Genomic DNA, 17,851 nt, shown 5'->3' on the forward strand with positions numbered 1-17,851 from the left:
CATGGCAAAGAAATTCGATGGAATTATAGAAGCAGTCCGTTATAAGAACGGACAGATCGTAATCGTACGTGCTTATGAACGACGCGGTGCAACATTTTCAGATCGTGTACTGATCGAACGCAAGGATCTGCTTGAACGTATCAAAAGCGGAAAGAAGTTTCTGACGGGGGTGCGCAAAGAATTTTGGGCGGGCACATTCGAAGAAGGAAAACCTGTACAGATCGTGAGCCGTGACGGTAAGGATTTCATTTCAACTCGCAGTGAATCAGATCGCGATGAGTTGGAAGTTCCTGTTTTTTAATTTGGGGTTCCCGAATAAACGCCTTGTCTACATTTCTGTCTGTCATCATTCCTGCTTATAACGAAGAGAGTCGCCTGCCCGACACACTGGAGCAGATGATTCGTTTTTTCGAAAAGCAATCTTTTACATTCGAGATCGTCATTGTTGAGAACGGTAGCGTAGATCGCACACTCCAAGTTGCTCAGGAGTTTGCACAGAAACACAAGGCCATCCGCGTGATTCAAAATGACCAACGTGGTAAGGGACGCGCCATTCAACGAGGCGTAAAGGAAGCCCAAGGCGAGTATTTATTTATGTGCGATGCAGATCTTTCGATGCCTATTGAAGAGATCAGCAGATTCATCCCGCCACAACTCAATAAAGTGGATATTGCCATCGGCTCACGCGAAGCACCCGGCGCTGTTCGTTACAATGAACCTCCGTATCGACATTTTACCGGGCGCGTGTTCAACACTTTGATCCGTTGGTTGGTGTTGCCAGGCTTACAGGATACACAATGTGGCTTCAAATGTATTCGTGCAGATATTGCACGTGATATCTACCCCTATCAAACTCTCACAGGTTGGGCCTTTGATGTAGAACTTCTCTTCATTGCGCGCCACCACGGCTATCAGATTGTTGAAGTCCCCATTCACTGGTATTTCAATGCGGACAGTAAAATAAGTGTCGTCCGAGACTCCCTTCGCATGTTTCTCGATTTGCTCCTGATTCGGCGCAACACGCGCCGCGGATTGTATGATCCAAAACCCTGATCTCTCGTTTGAAACAAATCTTTGGGATAGCGGCCTGTTGTATATCGCAGGCTTGGATGAGGCCGGACGTGGTGCATTGGCAGGGCCTGTTTCTGTTGGGGCAGTGATATTACCGAACGATAAAACGCTTCTTTCCTCGACTTTGGTCGGGGCACGTGATTCCAAGCAGATGACTCCCCTCAAACGTGATTCGCTTGCGCCTCGCATTCGAGAGGTTGCGTTGGCATGGGCAGTCGGTTTTGCTACGGCCGATGAAATAGACGCGCAAGGTATTGTGCGCGCCACACGTTTGGCGGCCATTCGCGCATTGCATCAGTTCACGATCACTCCTCAATATCTACTGACCGACTTCCGTCTCGAACTTCCACAATTGGATATCTCTCAGACATCCCTCGTCAAAGGCGATGCACGATGTTTGAGCATTGCCTGTGCATCCATCCTTGCAAAGACAGAACGTGACGCACTCATGCGCGAATTGGATTCGCAGTATCAAGGCTACGGGTTGATAAAGCATAAGGGATACGGCACACAGGCTCATCGGTCCGCGATGAAGCGATTGGGGTTGTCCGATATACATCGCAAAACATTTCGAGTTAAATAATTACGGATTACGCAGTGCGTAATCCGTAATTGATTCAAACGGGGAAATTTAAGTTTATCCGTTCCCTCTTCGCAGGAAGAACTTGGTGATCTCTTCAGAAATGGCAGGGATCAGCGCCAAGCCCACTACCAAACTCCATTCGCGCAAGCTGAGGAAGTGCGTATTGAAGATCGGTTGCAGGAAAGGCACAGCACACACGATCAGCAACAAAGCAATCGAAAGGCCAACTGCGTATTGCATGTAGCGGTTCGAGAACATGCCAATGCTAAAGAGCGAGGCGCGTTCAGAACGGACGGTGTAAGCGCGGAAAAGCTCACACAAGGAAAGTGTGACGAACGCCATCGTTTCCGCAGATTGCACATCAACGCCGATCCAGTTATGTTGAAGAATGTAAGTAAGTGGATTACCTACAACCACCGCATTGCTTTCAAGATGCCAAAGCAAGCCAAACCCGAAAGCAGTGAGAACAGCTGCTGTCTGTGTGATGGTTTGGATAACCATGCCAACTGCCATACTGCGATTAACAATAGGCTCGTTCTTGGCACGTGGCTTCTGTTGCATGATGTCGGGGTCGCCTTTTTCAACAGCGAGAGCAAGCGCAGGCGCACCGTCTGTGATGAGATTGAGCCAGAGAAGTTGGATCGCCGTCAGCGGAGCGGGGAGCCCAGCCAGGGTGGCAAGGAAGATGATCATGATCTCCGCAATGTTAGAGGAAAGCAGGAAGAACACGAACTTGCGGATGTTCGAATAGATGATACGTCCCTGTTCAACAGCGGCGACGATGCTGGCGTAGTTATCGTCAGTAAGGACCATGTCGGCAGTTTCTTTGGCAACATCCGTACCGGTAATACCCATCGCCACGCCAATATCGGCGCGCTTGATGGCAGGCGCATCGTTGACGCCGTCACCGGTCATGGCTACGATCTCGTCGTTGGCTTGCAGAGCATCGACGATGCGCATCTTGTGTTCGGGGGAGACACGAGCGAACACATCTGTGACTTTGATTTCCTGACGCAACACATCGTCAGACATGGCGTCTACATCCGCGCCGGTGGCAACTTTATGGCCAGGTTGTAGTAACCCGATCGACTCTGCAATGGCACGCGCGGTATTGGGATAATCCCCGGTGATCATCACCGTGCGTATGCCTGCTTCACGGGCATGTGCAAGCGCAGGTTTTACTTCATTACGCGAGGGGTCGATCATACCGACAAGGCCGACAAATACAAGATCCTTTTCTAGTTCATCGGCTTTGAGTTCATCGGGGTTATCGGGCACATTCTCCACCACGCGATAGGCGAGGCCAAGCACACGCAGAGCATCTTTTGTCATGGCGTCGTTGGCGGCAAGGATACGTTTACGAGATTCTTCATCCAACGGCTTTGAGTCGTCATTCATCGTTTGATAGTGCGAGCACAATTCAAGCACTACATCGGGCGCGCCTTTCACGGCGATCACATCCCAATCCTTCATTTTGTTATTGCTAAAGGGAGAAATGTCGTTCACACGCGGTTCGCGGACGTTATGAATGGTGATCATACGTTTGCGTTCTGAGTCGAATGGCACTTCATTTTCACGAGGATACGCTTTGTCAATTTGAAGGTGCTCAGCACCTGCTTTGGTGGCGGCCACGATCAACGCACCTTCGGTTGGGTCACCAACAATGCGATAGGTCTGCTGGTCTTCACTTGTACCTGTAGTTTCGATCTCGGCATCGTTGTTCAACACACCCAGCCAAAGCGTTGTCGATGCACCGGGATATTGAGCGATGTCCACAGGTTTGCCATCTACATGGAATTCACCTTTAGGCACATACCCCGTACCCGTAATATCAATGAATTGACCATCCGTCCACAAACGTGTGACCGTCATTTCGTTTTGCGTGAGTGTGCCAGTTTTGTCGGAACAGATCACAGTGGCAGACCCAAGCGTCTCAACAGAAGCCAGCTTACGGATGAGTGCGTGGCGTTTGATCATCTCCCGCATACCAAGCGCGAGAGAAATGGTCACAACAGCAGGAAGGCCTTCCGGCACGGCGGCAATCGCAAGGCTGACGGCGATGATGAACACTTCTGTGATCTCAGCCGCATATTCTTTCAAATACGCCAGCGGACCGGTAAAGAGCCCGTTGATGTTTGTGTAGTTAATCAACGCCACAACGAACACGATGGCCACAAGGATAAGTGAACCAATGCTTAGGGATTTCCCGAGTTGATCGAGCCTGCGCTGTAACGGGGTTTCTTCTGTTTCCACATTTTGAAGCATGGTTGCAATCAAGCCCAACTGTGTGCGCATGCCGGTGCCCGTCACAACACCGCGTCCGCGCCCATAGGATACAAGAGTGCCCATAAATGCAGTGTTCTTGCGATCACCGAGCGGGACGTTTTTATCGAGAACCGTTGCGGCATTCTTTTGAACGGGGAGTGACTCTCCCGTAAGCGATGCTTCCTCCACACGCAAGTTGACCGCTTCTAACAGACGAATATCGGCAGGGATGAAATTGCCCGCTTCAAGGAAAACAACATCGCCGGGTACCAGTTCATACGAAGGCACAGACCGTCTGTGCCCATCGCGCATCACCTGTGCATCGGGCGCGGCAAGTTTCTTGAGGGCGGCCAGCGCCTCCTCCGCACGTCTTTCCTGCACGATGCCTAACACTGCATTCAAAACTACAATGGCCATGATCGCCGCGGCTTCTACATAATCGCCGAGAAGGGCAGAGATCACAGAAGCCACGATCAACAGGATCACTACAAAATTATTGAGCTGATCCCATAACATTTGCAGAAATGTTGTACGTGGAGCCTCCTTCAACTGGTTCGGGCCATACTGCTCAAGACGTTTCTTTACATCTTCTGTTTTTAGTCCGCCATCCTGCACCTCGAAATGTTCGAGGACCTGTTCAGGGGTAAGTGAGTGCCAATCATGTTCGTGGTTGTTAGCTACAAGCGTCATTCATGTATTCTCCAAAGTAAATTTACCGTACAAGTCCTAAAAAAAGAAAAAAGACCACCACAGTACTGTGGTGGTCTTGCCAACGCATAAGTGCGCATGGATCGCCGATGACCTTTCGGTCAATGGTGTGACGACGATCCAATGGCGCTCCGGTATTGAACAAAGCACCACGGCTACTCCCCAACCAAAGGTAAGTGTATTCTTCCGTTACAAGGGTGTCAAGTCACATAACCTGGCAGGAGTGTCAGGCCGAGGACGTCTCGTTCGTTATTCCGCAGGTGCGATTCTTGTGCCTGTGGGAATTTCAGTATCCTTCGCGATCACCACAATACCATCGCGCACAAAATAGAAACCGCCATCCATATCCTTGTGATTGCGCGGGAACGGCAGGATCGTTACGTTATCACCGATGCGCACGTTCTTATCCAAGATGGCTGACTCGATATGACAATTCTTCCCGATCCCGATCGGGGTGTTCCCGCCCGGCCTCTCCGCATCATAATAATCAGCCCCCATGACAATGCTATCCTTGATGACCGTTCCCTCGGCCACCTGAGAGCGAACCCCCACAATCGAATGGGTAATATCGGCCTTGCTAACGCGGCACCCCTCTGCGATCAACACATCCTGCAATTTGCTTTCTTCCACAATGGAACCCGGCAAGAAACGCGCATGAGTATAGATCGGTGCCTTCGTATCATAGAAATTGAATGGCGGGTTTGAGTGTGTCAACTTTAAATTGGTTTCATAGAACGAACGGATCGTCCCAATATCTTCCCAATATCCATCAAAGTCATAGCCGTACACCTTATGCGAGAGGATCGCCTGCGGGATGATATCGCCGCCAAAATCATCACTTCGCAAATGATAGTTCAAAAGATCGCTCAACACCTTTGTCTTGAACATATAAATGCCCATCGAACCAAGGAACGGTTGGTCAGCATCCTTGCGGCTGATGAATTTGTTCTGGACTTCCGGGTCTTTCGGCTTTTCAATGAAAGCGGAGATGCGATCATCCTCTTCCACTTTCAATATCCCAAAACGGGACGCTTCGCTTCGCGCTACGGGTTGAACTGCTACTGTTATATCGGCTTTTTTCTCCCAGTGGAACTCGGCCATCTTCTGATAATCCATGCGGTAGAGGTGATCGCCAGCAAGGATCAACACATAATCCGCGCCCGTTGCCTGAATCTCGAACAACTGCTTGCGGACGGCATCTGCCGTTCCCTGGTACCAATCTGCACTTTGAGGAGTCTGCTCGGCGGCCCAGATCTGCACCCAGCCGGTATGGAACACGTCAAAGTTATACGCTTGTGAAATATGTCGATGCAATGAAACAGAATTGAATTGAGTTAGAACCGCAACACGATAGATCCCCGAATTGATACAGTTACTGATGGGAATGTCGATCAACCGATATTTTCCCGCAATAGGCACAGCCGGTTTTGAACGCATCTGGGTCAACGGATGCAGGCGCGACCCCCGCCCTCCTCCCATGATTACACCCAGAACATTGTTCATTGACGGCATAACAGCCTCCTATGCAATAGATTGTATTACTTGGCTATTATCCCTTAAAACCGAAATATTTGCGTACTTTTGATGCAATAAAAACAAATGGGTACGCCAACAAGATCAGCAGATCGATCAACGCAAAGAACAAGTAAAGCTTCATTTGTCTCTCCTTTACCAATAGCGGAAAAAATCAAGAACGCGAAACCACCTTCCACTGGCAGTCTCGCGACATGATCAGGCGCTATCTCCTGATTACAAATTTATTCTACGACTTCAAATGACCCAAGTCAACAATCCTTTATATCTATCTAATGAAACACTTATGATTCAATGCAGTTCCAGCCATAAACAATCCCATATTCCTCCCGCATGATAAAATACTCTCATGCAACAATCATTGGAAAAACTACGCAAATTCTTCCGTCTCGAACACGGGAACGGATACGAAAACACCGCCATCATCGGCGGACTCGCCAAAATGCTCGATTATTGGGAAGGCGAAGCCCGTGCCGATGGGATCCAAGAAGAAGTCATCCAAGCTGTCGTGCAGAGACTCCGCTCATATGACGGACTCAGCCCCCAGTCTCGGGCTGACGCGTTAAAAGGGTTGTGGAAGCGCATCGGGGACGCATATCCCGAAGCCCAGCAAAAGCCCCAACAGCAACCGCGTCCAACCCCGCCACCACAAGCCCAACAACCGCAACCCGAAGTGCCTGCCAAACAGGAAGTACAACCTCGAGAACCCCGTGAGCAACGTGAACAACGCGAACCGCGCGAACAACGTGAGTTTAAACCACGTCCACCCGTTACACCACGTTCTGAAACCGTGGCAGGTGCAAAGAGCTCGGCCAACCCCGCCGCGCTCAATGCAAAATTGACAGTGCTTCAAGGCGTGGGGCCGCGCAATGCTGAATCACTTGAAAAGCTGGGCATGCAAACGCTCGGCGATATGCTCTATTACTTCCCGCGCCGCTACGACGATTACTCACAACTCAAACCCATCAAAGACCTTTTCTATGGCGAACAGGTCACCGTTATCGGAACGATCCAAAGCGTGCATTCACGCCCCATCCGTGGCGGCAAATCATCCATCATCGAATGCGTCATCAGTGATGGCACGGGTGCCTTGCGGTTGAGTTACTTCAATCAACCCTGGCTCGCCAACCGTTTCAAACAGGGCGATGCCATTTCCGTTTCGGGCAAGATCGATCAATACCTTGGCCGTCTCATCATGAACAGCCCCGATTGGGAATCGGTGGAAGTGGAAAGTCTACACACAAATCGCATCGTACCTGTTTACCCGCTCACCGAACGCATCACACAAAAATGGCTTCGCAACCAAATGAAGCAAGTCATCACCTATTGGGCACCAGCCGTTGTCGATGCACTGCCAGAAAGTGTCCGCAACTCGGCGCGTCTCATGCCGTTGGGCGAAGCACTGCTACAAGTTCACTTCCCTGACTCGCAGGATAAACTCAAAGCCGCGCGTGAACGACTTGCCTTCGACGAGATCTTCTACCTGCAAACAGGAGTTCTCCGCCAGAGACGTGACTGGAAAGCCGTGGAAGCCAAGCGCTTCACCATCTCAGACGAGAAGCTGGATTCGCTTACGAAGAGCCTTCCCTTCACCCTGACATCCGTCCAGCAAAAAGCCATCACCGATATTCGCGCCGACTTCGACTCCGGTAAGCCCATGAACCGACTCTTACAAGGCGACGTAGGTTCTGGTAAAACCGTCGTTGCCGCGATGGCCGCCGCGATGATCACAGTGAACAATGCGCAAGCCGCGATCATGGCACCTACATCCATTTTGGCGGAACAACATTATCGCAACTTCACGAACCTTCTCAAAGATGTTCTCAAACCCGAAGAGATCCGTTTACTGGTTGGCGACACATCTGAAGCAGAAAAAGAAGAGATCCGCAACGGTCTCGCGAACAACTCGATCAAGATCGTGATCGGTACACATGCGGTCATCGAACCGAACGTCCAATTCACTGATTTACAATTCGCTGTCATCGACGAACAGCATCGCTTTGGTGTGGAACAACGCGCAGAGTTACGAAGCAAAGGTACGAATCCGCACCTGCTGGTGATGACCGCCACTCCGATCCCACGTTCCCTCGCCCTCACCCTATACGGCGACCTCGATCTCTCCATCATGGACGAGATGCCCGCGGGACGCATCCCTATCAACACTTTCGTGCTTCGCCCACAAGAACGTGAGCGCGCCTTCACATTATTGCGCGGCCAGATCGCAGATGGCAAGCAGGCTTTCATCATTTATCCGTTGATCGAGGAAAGCGAAAAGATCGAAGCCCGTGCCGCAGTGGACGACTACGAGACTCTCTCGAAGGAAGTCTTCCCCAATTTAAAACTTGGCTTGTTACACGGCCGTATGCGCCCCGACGAAAAAGATGACGTCATGTTCAAGTTCCGCGATAAGCAATTCAATATCCTTGTTTCAACAACCGTCGTCGAAGTGGGTGTGGATGTTCCCAACGCAACCGTCATGCTCATCGAAGGCGCAGACCGATTCGGTCTCGCACAGTTACATCAATTACGTGGGCGTGTCGGGCGCGGCGCAGATCAATCCTATTGTCTGCTGATCCCCACCCACGAAGACAAGGCCGAGAACGAACGTTTGCAAGCCATGGCAGAGTCCAATGATGGCTTCGTCCTCGCCGAACGTGACCTGCAACAGCGCGGCCCTGGTGAATTTCTAGGCACACGTCAATCAGGTTATGCGTCCAGCCTACGCATGGCAAGCATCACCGATGTAAAACTCATCGAAAAAGCACGCGCACAGGCACAAACAGTATTCGAGAAAGATCCTGACCTATCCCAACCCGAACATGCCTTGCTCGCCGAAGCCCTTGGAAGATTCTGGGGTGAAGGCAAAGGCGATGTTTCGTAAATCCGTAGGGGCAGGTCTGAAACCAGCCCCTACTACAGCAAATGGAGTTTAAATGGTTCGAGCACTATTCCCGGGGACATTCGACCCCATCCACTACGGTCATATTGACATTGCCACCCGCGCCACACGTGTATTCGACGAAGTGGTGATGGCCGTGTACGATAAGCCGTTAAAGTCATTGATGTTTCCTCCCGAGGAACGCATCACGTTAGTCAAGGAAGCATTCAAGGATAATCCGAAGATCAAAGTTACCGGCTACAGCGGCCTGACCGTTGACTTTGCTCGCAAGGTTGACGCCAAAGTTATCGTACGCGGCTTGCGCGTATTCTCTGATTTCGAATTCGAATTCCGCATGGCACTGGCGAATCATCGTCTCGCCGATGATATTGAGGTCGTAGCGCTTATCACCGCCGAGGAGCATACCTTCCTTTCCTCCACCACAGTCCGCGAGATCGCCATGTTGAACGGAGATGTCTCCAGTATGGTGCCGCCATTCGTGGAACTGGCATTCAAGAAGAAGATCGCAGAACAGGGCGAACAGCAATCCGTTCCCAACTCTCTTCGCGATTAATCTGTGCTAGAATTGCCGTTAATCATTCCTTCACATGAAGGAGACCTTTATGGACATTCTTCAACTCATAGACCGCCTCGAAGAGCTCTTCAATGAGAGCAAGACCATCCCCCTCACTCGCAATGTGATGGTGGATGAAGACCGCATGCTCGACATCATTGACCAGATGCGCATCGCCATCCCTGAAGAAGTGAAGAAGGCTCAGCAATTGCTCGGTCAACGCGACCGTGTGCTTGCCCAGGCGCAAGAGGAGGCAAATCGCACCCTCGACCTGGCCCGCCAAAAAGCCGATCAACTGGTGACAAAAGATATAGTCGCGCAGGAAGCCGCGCGCCGCGCGGAGCAGATCCTTGCACAGGCGCGGAACGAAGCCGAAAATATCCGAGCTGACGCTGACGACTATGCAATGAACAGCCTCGAACAGCTTCAAGAAGAACTTGAACAGATCACCAACCAGGTCTCCAACGGCATCCGCCTGCTGAAAGAAGAACAATCCAAACGGACGCCGGTTTCAAAATCAGCAGAATAAAAGATTATCACGATAAACAAAAGAGCCTTCCTAAAAACCGGAAGGCTCTTTTTATTCTCCGTTATCTTACATACATTACGGTGGCGGAAGAGTCTGCATACTCCATGATGTGAGGAATTTACGTTTCGAATATAGAGCAACCCAACCCTCTCCCGGTATTCTAGCCCACACACTAGACCCGGAAGGCTTGTACTCAATGATCTGTACCTGTTGGTTTTGTTCCACGGTCTTGCCGGTTTCTTTTCCTTCCAGTGATGGGTCCACGCGGATCGGCTGTGGAGTATAGACCGTGACCGTCATTGGCAGCCGAGGAAATGGCTCCAGCCACTTCAATGGCATCCAAACGGGTTCATCGGATACAAGCGGCCAATACATGGGTCCTTGTGGAGCATATCCCCATACTGTGGTCTTTGTTTTCTTATCCCATTTCACAACAACCATTTTATGGATGATATCCGGGTTGGTGACGTAATTTTTGTCTTTGAGTGATCCGGGGTTCTTGAAATCGATGGTGTGCACCCTGACCCAATCGCCTTGTACCTGATCCACAGAGATGACATTGCCACCCATGGTTTTACTTTCAAGGTAAGGGAAGCCCTGTCCATCAAACAGTGCAGTCCAATCCGCTTTTAGATATTGAAGTACTTGTTTATCGTTACCATTCAAGGCGTTTAAGTACTGTTCCCAAGAAGAGTCTAATTCTGTCCTATTTGTGCCGCTCCCCATTTGAGGCTTAAGAAACATATTGAAAACTTCCGGAGTTTGATATCCCCATGAACTCACAGGCCAGCTTTCGGCAGCAGTACGTGATTGGTAGTTAAATTCTTCAAGCTGGGTATCGTGCTTCACACGAAAGAGTTGGAGGCGTTGTGCCGGCGTGGATGTGGGAAAGACAACGATTGGAACGGTCGTGGATGTGGGTTCCGGCGTGAAGGTACTTCGAGGTGTGGATGTAAGGGTCGGAGTAGGAGGGATGGCAACGAAGGTCTGCGTGACCGCGGCGGCAGATGTCAACGCAATGGATGTGTTGATCGCGTTCGGGTCTAGAGGAGGGATGGGTGTTGCCATCGTCGGCACACACGCCATCACCAGCGCTAGCGTTATCAGCCAACTAAATATCTTTGTTCTACGAGACAATGAGTTTCTCCGAATGACTAAAGCTATTGCTACAGATTCAAGAATCGACGATCTCTTTCACACGTCCCACCTGCCCATCCTGCAAGCGGACTTTGATTCCGTGCGGATGGTTCGGGGATTTGGTGAGTATATCCTTCACAATGCCACGGGTCAATTTGCCTGTGCGTTGATCCTGTTTTAGGACGATCAATACCGTGATACCGGGTTTTATGTTTGCGCGTGTTTGTCCGTTCATGGTGTTGCCGGAGTGTCCGTTGGCGGGACCGGTGTATCCGTATCCGTGGGAGGGGGTACTACTGTATCCGTCGGTGTTGCAGGGACAGGTGTATTCGTCGGTGTATCGACTGGGACAAAGGGAGTCAGAGTCGGGGTGAGGGTCGGCGCTTCGGTTGGCTGAGGCAGATTGAAGGTCAGAGAGACGCGTTTTTCAGCGTGGAAATCATCTCCCTTCATGAGATAAATGCGAAGGGTGATCTTCGATCCTTTGACGTCGCCCACATCCCATTTGTAAATGGTATCTGATTGTTCGAATTTTTGGCGGCCCTCTGCAAGCACTGTCCAATCGGAAGGGTCATCACCTACACCATATTCAAGACGCCAGTTACTGAAATCACCACCGGTAACGTTGATGACTGCTTTGACTTCGAACGGCGATGTGGTGATGACATCTGTATCGTTGAGGTTGGTGAATTTCAAAATGGGACGCGGATCGCTTGAACTACATTCGCGTTCGGGTCTGTAATAGGGATTACGTGGCAAGTCATGGGACTCAAGCCAATCACGGCCTGCACCGGTCTTGAACCATTTGCGTGCCCATTCGTCAGTAACGTTCAAGACCTTTTCTTCTTTGGCAAAATCTTTACAAGCATCGCCGGCGATCAACCCCGTCCATGTATCAATGGTGGTTTGAACGAGAAGGTCCTGATTGCGCGGCAAGGGAGGCTGACCACTGGCAAAGAATTCACTGCGTTGACCACCTCGGCACCACTGCGAAGGTTCAGCGCCACCCATATTACAAACTATCGTTTCAGAAACGCCAGATGGGATGGAGAAGGGAGTTGGATTATTGTTGGTGAGGTACGGCACAGCGAATTGCATGAACTGTGACCAGATCGGTGCGGCGCCGCTAAGACCCGTAGTATTGACCATGGGTGTGTAATCGGCATTGCCAACCCAAACGCCAGTGACAAGATCGGGAGTGTAGCCCATTGTCCAGTTATCGCGGAAGTCGTTGGTGGTACCTGTCTTTGCGGCCACTTGGAATGGCAAATTGAGCGCGGAGTTGGGACCGAACATCAGCGAACGCGCATTGTTATCAGAAAGGATGGAAGAGAGAAGGAAAGCATGGTCAGCCCGAATCACCTGCTCACCTTCGAGCGGTTTATATTCGTAAACGACAGTGCCTTCAAAATCAACGATCTTCAAAATCGAAACAGGCGGGACTTTCTTGCCTCCGTTTGCGAACACGGAAAAAGCAGATGACATTTCCAATAGGCTGACATCGCCTCCACCCAGCGTCAATGCGAGGCCATAATCGGGGCGCGTGAGGCTGGTGATGCCCAATCGTTCAGCCATGGCGATCATGCCATCTTTTTCCGGCGTGTTCGGGTCATCATACACGCCAACAAATTGCAGGGTTTTAACGGCCGGGATGTTGAATGAGTTCGATAACGCCGTGCGGACGGTCATGCCGCCGTGAAAACGGTCATCATAATTTTTGGGCGTATACGGCGGGTTGGCGCCATCAGGAAACTCGGTAGGCACGTCCCATATCCACGTGGCGGGTGTCCATCCTTTTTCAAAAGCGGCAAGGTAGGTAATGGGTTTGATCGAGGAGCCCGGCTGGCGTGTAGGGCTGGTTGCCATATTGACCTGGCCAGAGATGGCATCATTGTTGAAATCGGGCGACCCCACCATCGCCAGTATTTCACCCGTAGATGGCTTGATCGCAACCAGCGCGCCGTTGTGGGCATTCTTATCAGTCATCAACGCGATCTGGTCAGTCACCATCCGTTGCGCTTGATCTTGAAGGTTCGGGTCGAGAGTGGTGTAAATAATAAAGCCCGAGCGATAGATGGTCTGTGCATCGTATTGCGCTTCCAACTGCGAGCGGACATAGTTAACCCAATGCGGATAACGGGAATTGATGTTCGGTGAATTGAACGTGCGATTCTTGATCTCGTTCGCGGCTTCCACAGCCGCCACCTGATCCACACAAATGGGAACTTCACTGTTGCTGACGGCGATACATCCCTTCTGTTGACTGCGGGAAAACATCAACACGAGGACTTGTTGTTGACGTCCGAGGGTGACTTCGCGGTTGGTATAGATATCGTAGACCGCCGGTGATTGCGGAAGCCCCGCAAGGAACGAAGCTTCTCCAAGGGTCAATTGATTGGCTGTCTTACCGAAATACGTTTCTGATGCGGCTTCAATGCCATAGGCTAGATTGCCATAATAAATTTCGTTGAGATACAACTCAAGGATCTCGTCCTTGGAGTATCGGCGTGTGATCTCTGTGGCAAGGATGATCTCACGCGCCTTGCGGAGGTACGTCCGTTGGGCACGTTCTTCTGGAGATAACAACAACGCACGCGCTAATTGTTGTGTGATGGTAGATGCGCCACCGCCCTGACCATCTGTGCGATAGTTGACCCACAAGGCGCGGATGAGCGCCCATGCATCAAAGCCGGGGTGTGTATAAAAGTCCTGGTCTTCCGTAGCAATCGTCGCTGCGACAAGAGCCGGGGAAATTTTATCGAGCGGCACATAGGTGCGACGTCCCGCGTTCGGGTCGAGGATCTCGTAAAGTGAATTCCCGTTGCGATCCAAAATACGAGTGGTCTCAAATTGAGATGTGCGATCTTTCAAATCGTTGACACTCGGTAGTGTGCGCGCGATCCGATAATATGAAATCAAAAGGGCAGAGCCACCAAGGATAGCAATCACAACCAACGCAAACAATGAAAAGATAAAACCGCGCACAAGACAACTTCCCCATCCGTTCTTCCAATCGAACGTAATTGGTGTTGAAGGAGGTGGCGGTTGGCTGGGCCGTGGTGCGGAAGTAGGCCTTGCCTGTGCAAGGCGCGGACGGCTGGCCGGTTCATAGGCCGCTGGCGAGACCTGCGTACTTCCCATATCCACTTCGTGGACGCGGCGCGGCAAAGGCATGTTGTCTTTATCAAGCGCAATGGGAGGCGGCGGAGGTGTGGGTGTACGGCGTGGCGTACCGGCGCGTGTAGTGCCTTCTTTCGGCGCATCGTTCTTTGCAGGTTCAACGGCAGGCTCGGCGTGAGTCTCTGCTTCAGAATCCAGCAATCTTCTAACTCGGTGTTTATTCTCTTCTTCGTTTGTCATAATAATTTCTGTAGGGGCGGGGTTTCCCCGCCCGATTGTGTACCTTCCATAAAACAGAGCGAGACGCTACGCGGCCTCGCCCTACGTATTATTATTCTTTCGGTTTACTTGCGATCAGCACAACCCATGTGCCACGATGACACACTTCATTGTTTTGGTTCTTCACTTCGAGGACAATTGTCACAGAGCCGCCGCCGATACGTGGCAAGGCTTTGGTTTCAACGGTATCCAATTCCACATAGATCGTATCACCGATGAACACCGGCTTCACAAACTTCCATTCCTTCACTTCACGAAATGCGATGACGGTTCCATCCATGAGGCCGGTCTGCCAGGCGAGGCCTGAAGCAATGGACAAGCCCAACAATCCGTGTGCGATCTGTTTACCGAAAGGAGTCGTCTTGCTGAATTCAGGATCGGTGTGGATGCGGTTATCGTCGCCGGAGAGTCTGGCAAAATCCATAATATCGGCTTCGGTGATCGTCCGCTTTTCAGTGACGGTTTTCTGCCCAACAGTAAATTCTTCAAAGTAAAAGCCCATGGTGAGTCTCCTCGTCTTGTAGTCTTCTTGTCTACTGGTCATCTCGTCTTCTTGTCACTTTGCCATCTGGTCTTGACTAGCAGACTAGTGGACTATTTGACAAGAAGACAAACTAAATTATACCCTTTGACCTCCAGCCGTTATGCTCGTACAATACGGGCCATGCGTGACTGGTCCCTCGCCACCGGCGACCCGCTTTATCTCACTCTGGCGGCCGATTCACGCCTTTCCATTCCTGATTACCTCAACGATCATATTTGGGAACTGACCCTCGGCGGCGGAGAGCCTTCTGCCCTCTCGCTTCGCACTACCTTCGGCCTGCGCGCCAAGGCAATGCGCATTTTTCCGCGCTTCAGCGAAAACGGCAAATCGGTCAACAACCCGTCTGATTTTGCACTGCCCCCCAAGATACGCCGTTTTTACCCAAATCTCTTCGTCGTTGACTACTCGCCACTACCCAACATAGACGCTTCCACAGAATACTGGGTTCCACAATCCAATGCGGTCAGCGGACGCGTGACCCTCACGAACAAATCCAACGCCACGCGCAAAATCCGCATGGAAGTGTGCGCCCTGCTCGCTCCCATTGACGGCCAAAGCATGACGTCCAAACAAATACAGATGGTCAACATTCTGGCAGGGCACACAGGCGGACTTTTCCCCGTTCTCTTTATGACCGGCGGCCCCGCACATGGTACCGGCCCTCATCCATCGCTCTTTCTGGACCTCGAGCTTGGTCCCGGCGCGACGCGTCAACTCACATGGACGCAAGCCGCGACCGACACATTACAAACCTCATTCGATCTTGCGCGTCAGGTAGCGGCCCGCCCGTGGGAAGCGGAACGCGCAAGGCTTGAATTACTCAACACCAGCCAGTGCATGGACATCCACACCGGCGATAAAGATTGGGACGCGGCCTTCGCTTTGAGTCAATGCGCGGGATACGGATTGTTATTCCCGCCGAATCAACATTTACCGAATCCATCCTTCGTTTCTGCGTGCCAACCCGATAATGGATACTCACCCAAAGGCGATGGCACAGATTATCCATCCTCATGGAACGGACAAACTCCGCTTGAGGCGCATTATCTCGCGAGTGTTCTGCCCGCTTCGCAAACCGCGCAAGACCTACTCAAGAATTTTCTCATGCTCCAAAAACCAGATGGGACGATAGACGGTAAACCCGGCTTGGCCGGTCAACGCGGACGTTACCTTGCCGCACCCATGCTTGCCAGCCTGGCCTGGAAAATTCACGAAACAAAAGAAAACACTGCCTTCATCAAGGAAGTCTTTCCGTATTTATTGAAATTCTTCCAATCGTGGTTCCTCGTTGAACAGGATGAAGACCGCGACGGCCTGCCGCAATGGCGACACATTCTACAAACAGGTTTCGACGATAACCCACTGTTCGATGCATGGCACGAATGGTCATTGGGCGTGAATATTTCACAAGTCCATAGCCCGGCGCTCGAAGCGATGTTATACAACGAAGCGGCTTGTCTCATCAAAATGGCAGAAGCCATTGAACAGAACGACATCCTGGCGTTGCTCCATGAACATGCTTCGATCTTGCGCAAGTCCATCGAGTCCACGTGGCAGGCGCGGACCGGGTTGTATCATTATCGTGACCGCGAAACAGGTTCGAGTTTGGCTGGCAAAGTGTTGGTCAAGCAAACAGGTTCAGGCACGATCACGCCGAAGTTAAAGTTCGAGGCGCCGATCCGCTTGTTGATCGAGGTGCAGACCCAAAGTCCAGCCGCGACGCGACCCGAGATCAAGATCCATCAGTTCGCCACAAAAGCCGCAGACGAAGTCATATCCAGCAGTGATTATCAATGGCGCAACAACGGCTCGGTGTACACCACCAAAAATGTATATTCAAAGATCGCAAAGATCGTGGTGAAAGACTTGGGCGACGAAGATACCGTGACGATCAGCACGCTCGATTTCACGACCGAAGACCATACGCTTTTCATGCCGCTGTGGGCGGGCGTGCCCGATGAGGGACATGCGCAGATCATGATCGGACGTGCACTGTTAGACGCGAAACGCTTCCACCGTCCATTTGGGATTCCCGCCTGTCCGTCTCTCACTCAGCCTGAGGCTGAATCAGTTTCGCAAGCTGTTCACTTGCCTTGGAACTTATTGATCGGCGAGGGCCTGCTGAAATACGGATTCCGTTCCGATGCGGCGCGCTTGGTGGCACACATCATGACGGGCATCATCCAAAACTTGAAACAGAACCGCGCCTTTTATGCGCGCTACCACGCCGAAAAAGGGACAGGCATCGGCGAACGCAACGCCCTGAGCGGACTCGCGCCCGTTGGCTTGTTCTTGAAAGTACTGGGTGTTGAGATCCTTTCCTCCACACGCGTGAAACTCGAAGGCACGAACCCTTTCCCGTGGGATGTGACGATCCAATATAGAGGCTTGAAGGTGATACGGGGGACAAACAAAACAGAAGTCGTATTCGCGAACGGCAAGTCGGTGACGGTGACGGGGATAGAGTCCACGATGGTGGAGTTGTAAAGGGCGAGGGGTTTATAAGTCGTTCATCTGATTTTAACTGAAGCCGCATAAAGCCCGAAACGGTTTTGGGGAATTACGCGGAACAGTTCCGTTCATAGCTTATTATGAGGAAGTGTTCCGTATATTCACTAGTTAGGCTTCCT

Annotated in this window: 13 protein-coding genes; 7 read left to right on the forward strand and 6 right to left on the reverse strand. The window is 51.4% G+C overall.

What is annotated here, in order from left to right; translation table 11 throughout:
• Position 1: 1 nt before the first annotated feature.
• Genes IPP66_04200 through IPP66_04210 form a run of 3 tightly spaced genes read left to right on the forward strand, consistent with a single transcriptional unit; the run spans position 2 to position 1,654 of the window.
• On the forward strand, positions 2-301 hold the full coding sequence (locus IPP66_04200; GenBank protein ID MBK9924473.1) for a hypothetical protein: 300 nt from the start codon (positions 2-4) through the stop codon (positions 299-301).
• Positions 301-1,053, forward strand: coding sequence for a glycosyltransferase family 2 protein (locus IPP66_04205; protein ID MBK9924474.1), 753 nt, complete (start codon positions 301-303; stop codon positions 1,051-1,053). The genes IPP66_04200 and IPP66_04205 overlap by 1 nt, the downstream gene beginning before the upstream one ends.
• Complete coding sequence (locus tag IPP66_04210) at positions 1,037-1,654, forward strand: ribonuclease HII (GenBank protein ID MBK9924475.1); 618 nt, start codon at positions 1,037-1,039, stop codon at positions 1,652-1,654. Before IPP66_04205 ends, IPP66_04210 begins: the two co-directional genes overlap by 17 nt.
• A gap of 54 nt (positions 1,655-1,708) precedes the next feature.
• On the opposite strand, the gene IPP66_04215 is transcribed toward IPP66_04210, so the two are convergent.
• On the reverse strand, positions 1,709-4,609 hold the full coding sequence (locus IPP66_04215; GenBank protein ID MBK9924476.1) for a cation-translocating P-type ATPase: 2,901 nt from the start codon (positions 4,607-4,609) through the stop codon (positions 1,709-1,711).
• 267 nt (positions 4,610-4,876) lie between these two features.
• A complete protein-coding gene (locus tag IPP66_04220) occupies positions 4,877-6,139 on the reverse strand; it encodes a glucose-1-phosphate adenylyltransferase (protein MBK9924477.1) in 1,263 nt (420 codons plus the stop codon).
• A gap of 370 nt (positions 6,140-6,509) precedes the next feature.
• On the opposite strand from IPP66_04220, the gene recG reads away from it, so the two are divergent.
• Genes recG through IPP66_04235 form a run of 3 tightly spaced genes read left to right on the forward strand, consistent with a single transcriptional unit; the run spans position 6,510 to position 10,141 of the window.
• Positions 6,510-9,041 carry an ATP-dependent DNA helicase RecG gene (gene recG, locus IPP66_04225; protein MBK9924478.1) on the forward strand — a complete coding sequence of 844 codons (2,532 nt, stop codon included), beginning with the start codon at positions 6,510-6,512 and terminating at the stop codon, positions 9,039-9,041.
• Between the two features lie 52 nt (positions 9,042-9,093).
• Positions 9,094-9,612, forward strand: a complete 519-nt coding sequence (coaD, locus tag IPP66_04230; protein ID MBK9924479.1) for a pantetheine-phosphate adenylyltransferase — start codon at positions 9,094-9,096, stop codon at positions 9,610-9,612.
• A 49-nt stretch (positions 9,613-9,661) separates the two neighbouring features.
• On the forward strand, positions 9,662-10,141 hold the full coding sequence (locus tag IPP66_04235) for an ATPase (GenBank protein MBK9924480.1): 480 nt from the start codon (positions 9,662-9,664) through the stop codon (positions 10,139-10,141).
• 75 nt (positions 10,142-10,216) lie between these two features.
• Here IPP66_04235 and IPP66_04240 read toward each other — a convergent pair whose 3' ends face one another.
• The 4 genes from IPP66_04240 to IPP66_04255 all read right to left on the reverse strand — a co-directional run bounded on the left by IPP66_04240 (position 10,217) and on the right by IPP66_04255 (position 15,179).
• Positions 10,217-11,278 carry a hypothetical protein gene (locus IPP66_04240; GenBank protein ID MBK9924481.1) on the reverse strand — a complete coding sequence of 354 codons (1,062 nt, stop codon included), beginning with the start codon at positions 11,276-11,278 and terminating at the stop codon, positions 10,217-10,219.
• A 37-nt stretch (positions 11,279-11,315) separates the two neighbouring features.
• Positions 11,316-11,513, reverse strand: coding sequence for a YwbE family protein (locus IPP66_04245; protein ID MBK9924482.1), 198 nt, complete (start codon positions 11,511-11,513; stop codon positions 11,316-11,318).
• Complete coding sequence (locus IPP66_04250) at positions 11,510-14,638, reverse strand: transglycosylase domain-containing protein (GenBank protein MBK9924483.1); 3,129 nt, start codon at positions 14,636-14,638, stop codon at positions 11,510-11,512. Before IPP66_04250 ends, IPP66_04245 begins: the two co-directional genes overlap by 4 nt.
• 91 nt (positions 14,639-14,729) lie before the next feature.
• Positions 14,730-15,179 carry a dehydratase gene (locus tag IPP66_04255; protein ID MBK9924484.1) on the reverse strand — a complete coding sequence of 150 codons (450 nt, stop codon included), beginning with the start codon at positions 15,177-15,179 and terminating at the stop codon, positions 14,730-14,732.
• Between the two features lie 162 nt (positions 15,180-15,341).
• Here IPP66_04255 and IPP66_04260 point away from each other — a divergent pair, with 162 nt between their 5' ends.
• Positions 15,342-17,708 (forward strand): hypothetical protein, encoded by a 2,367-nt coding sequence (locus tag IPP66_04260; GenBank protein ID MBK9924485.1) that lies wholly within the window; start codon positions 15,342-15,344, stop codon positions 17,706-17,708.
• Positions 17,709-17,851: the final 143 nt, after the last annotated feature.

The sequence above is a fragment of the Candidatus Defluviilinea proxima genome (genome assembly GCA_016721115.1).
Classification (GTDB): Bacteria; Chloroflexota; Anaerolineae; order Anaerolineales; family Villigracilaceae; genus Defluviilinea; species Defluviilinea proxima.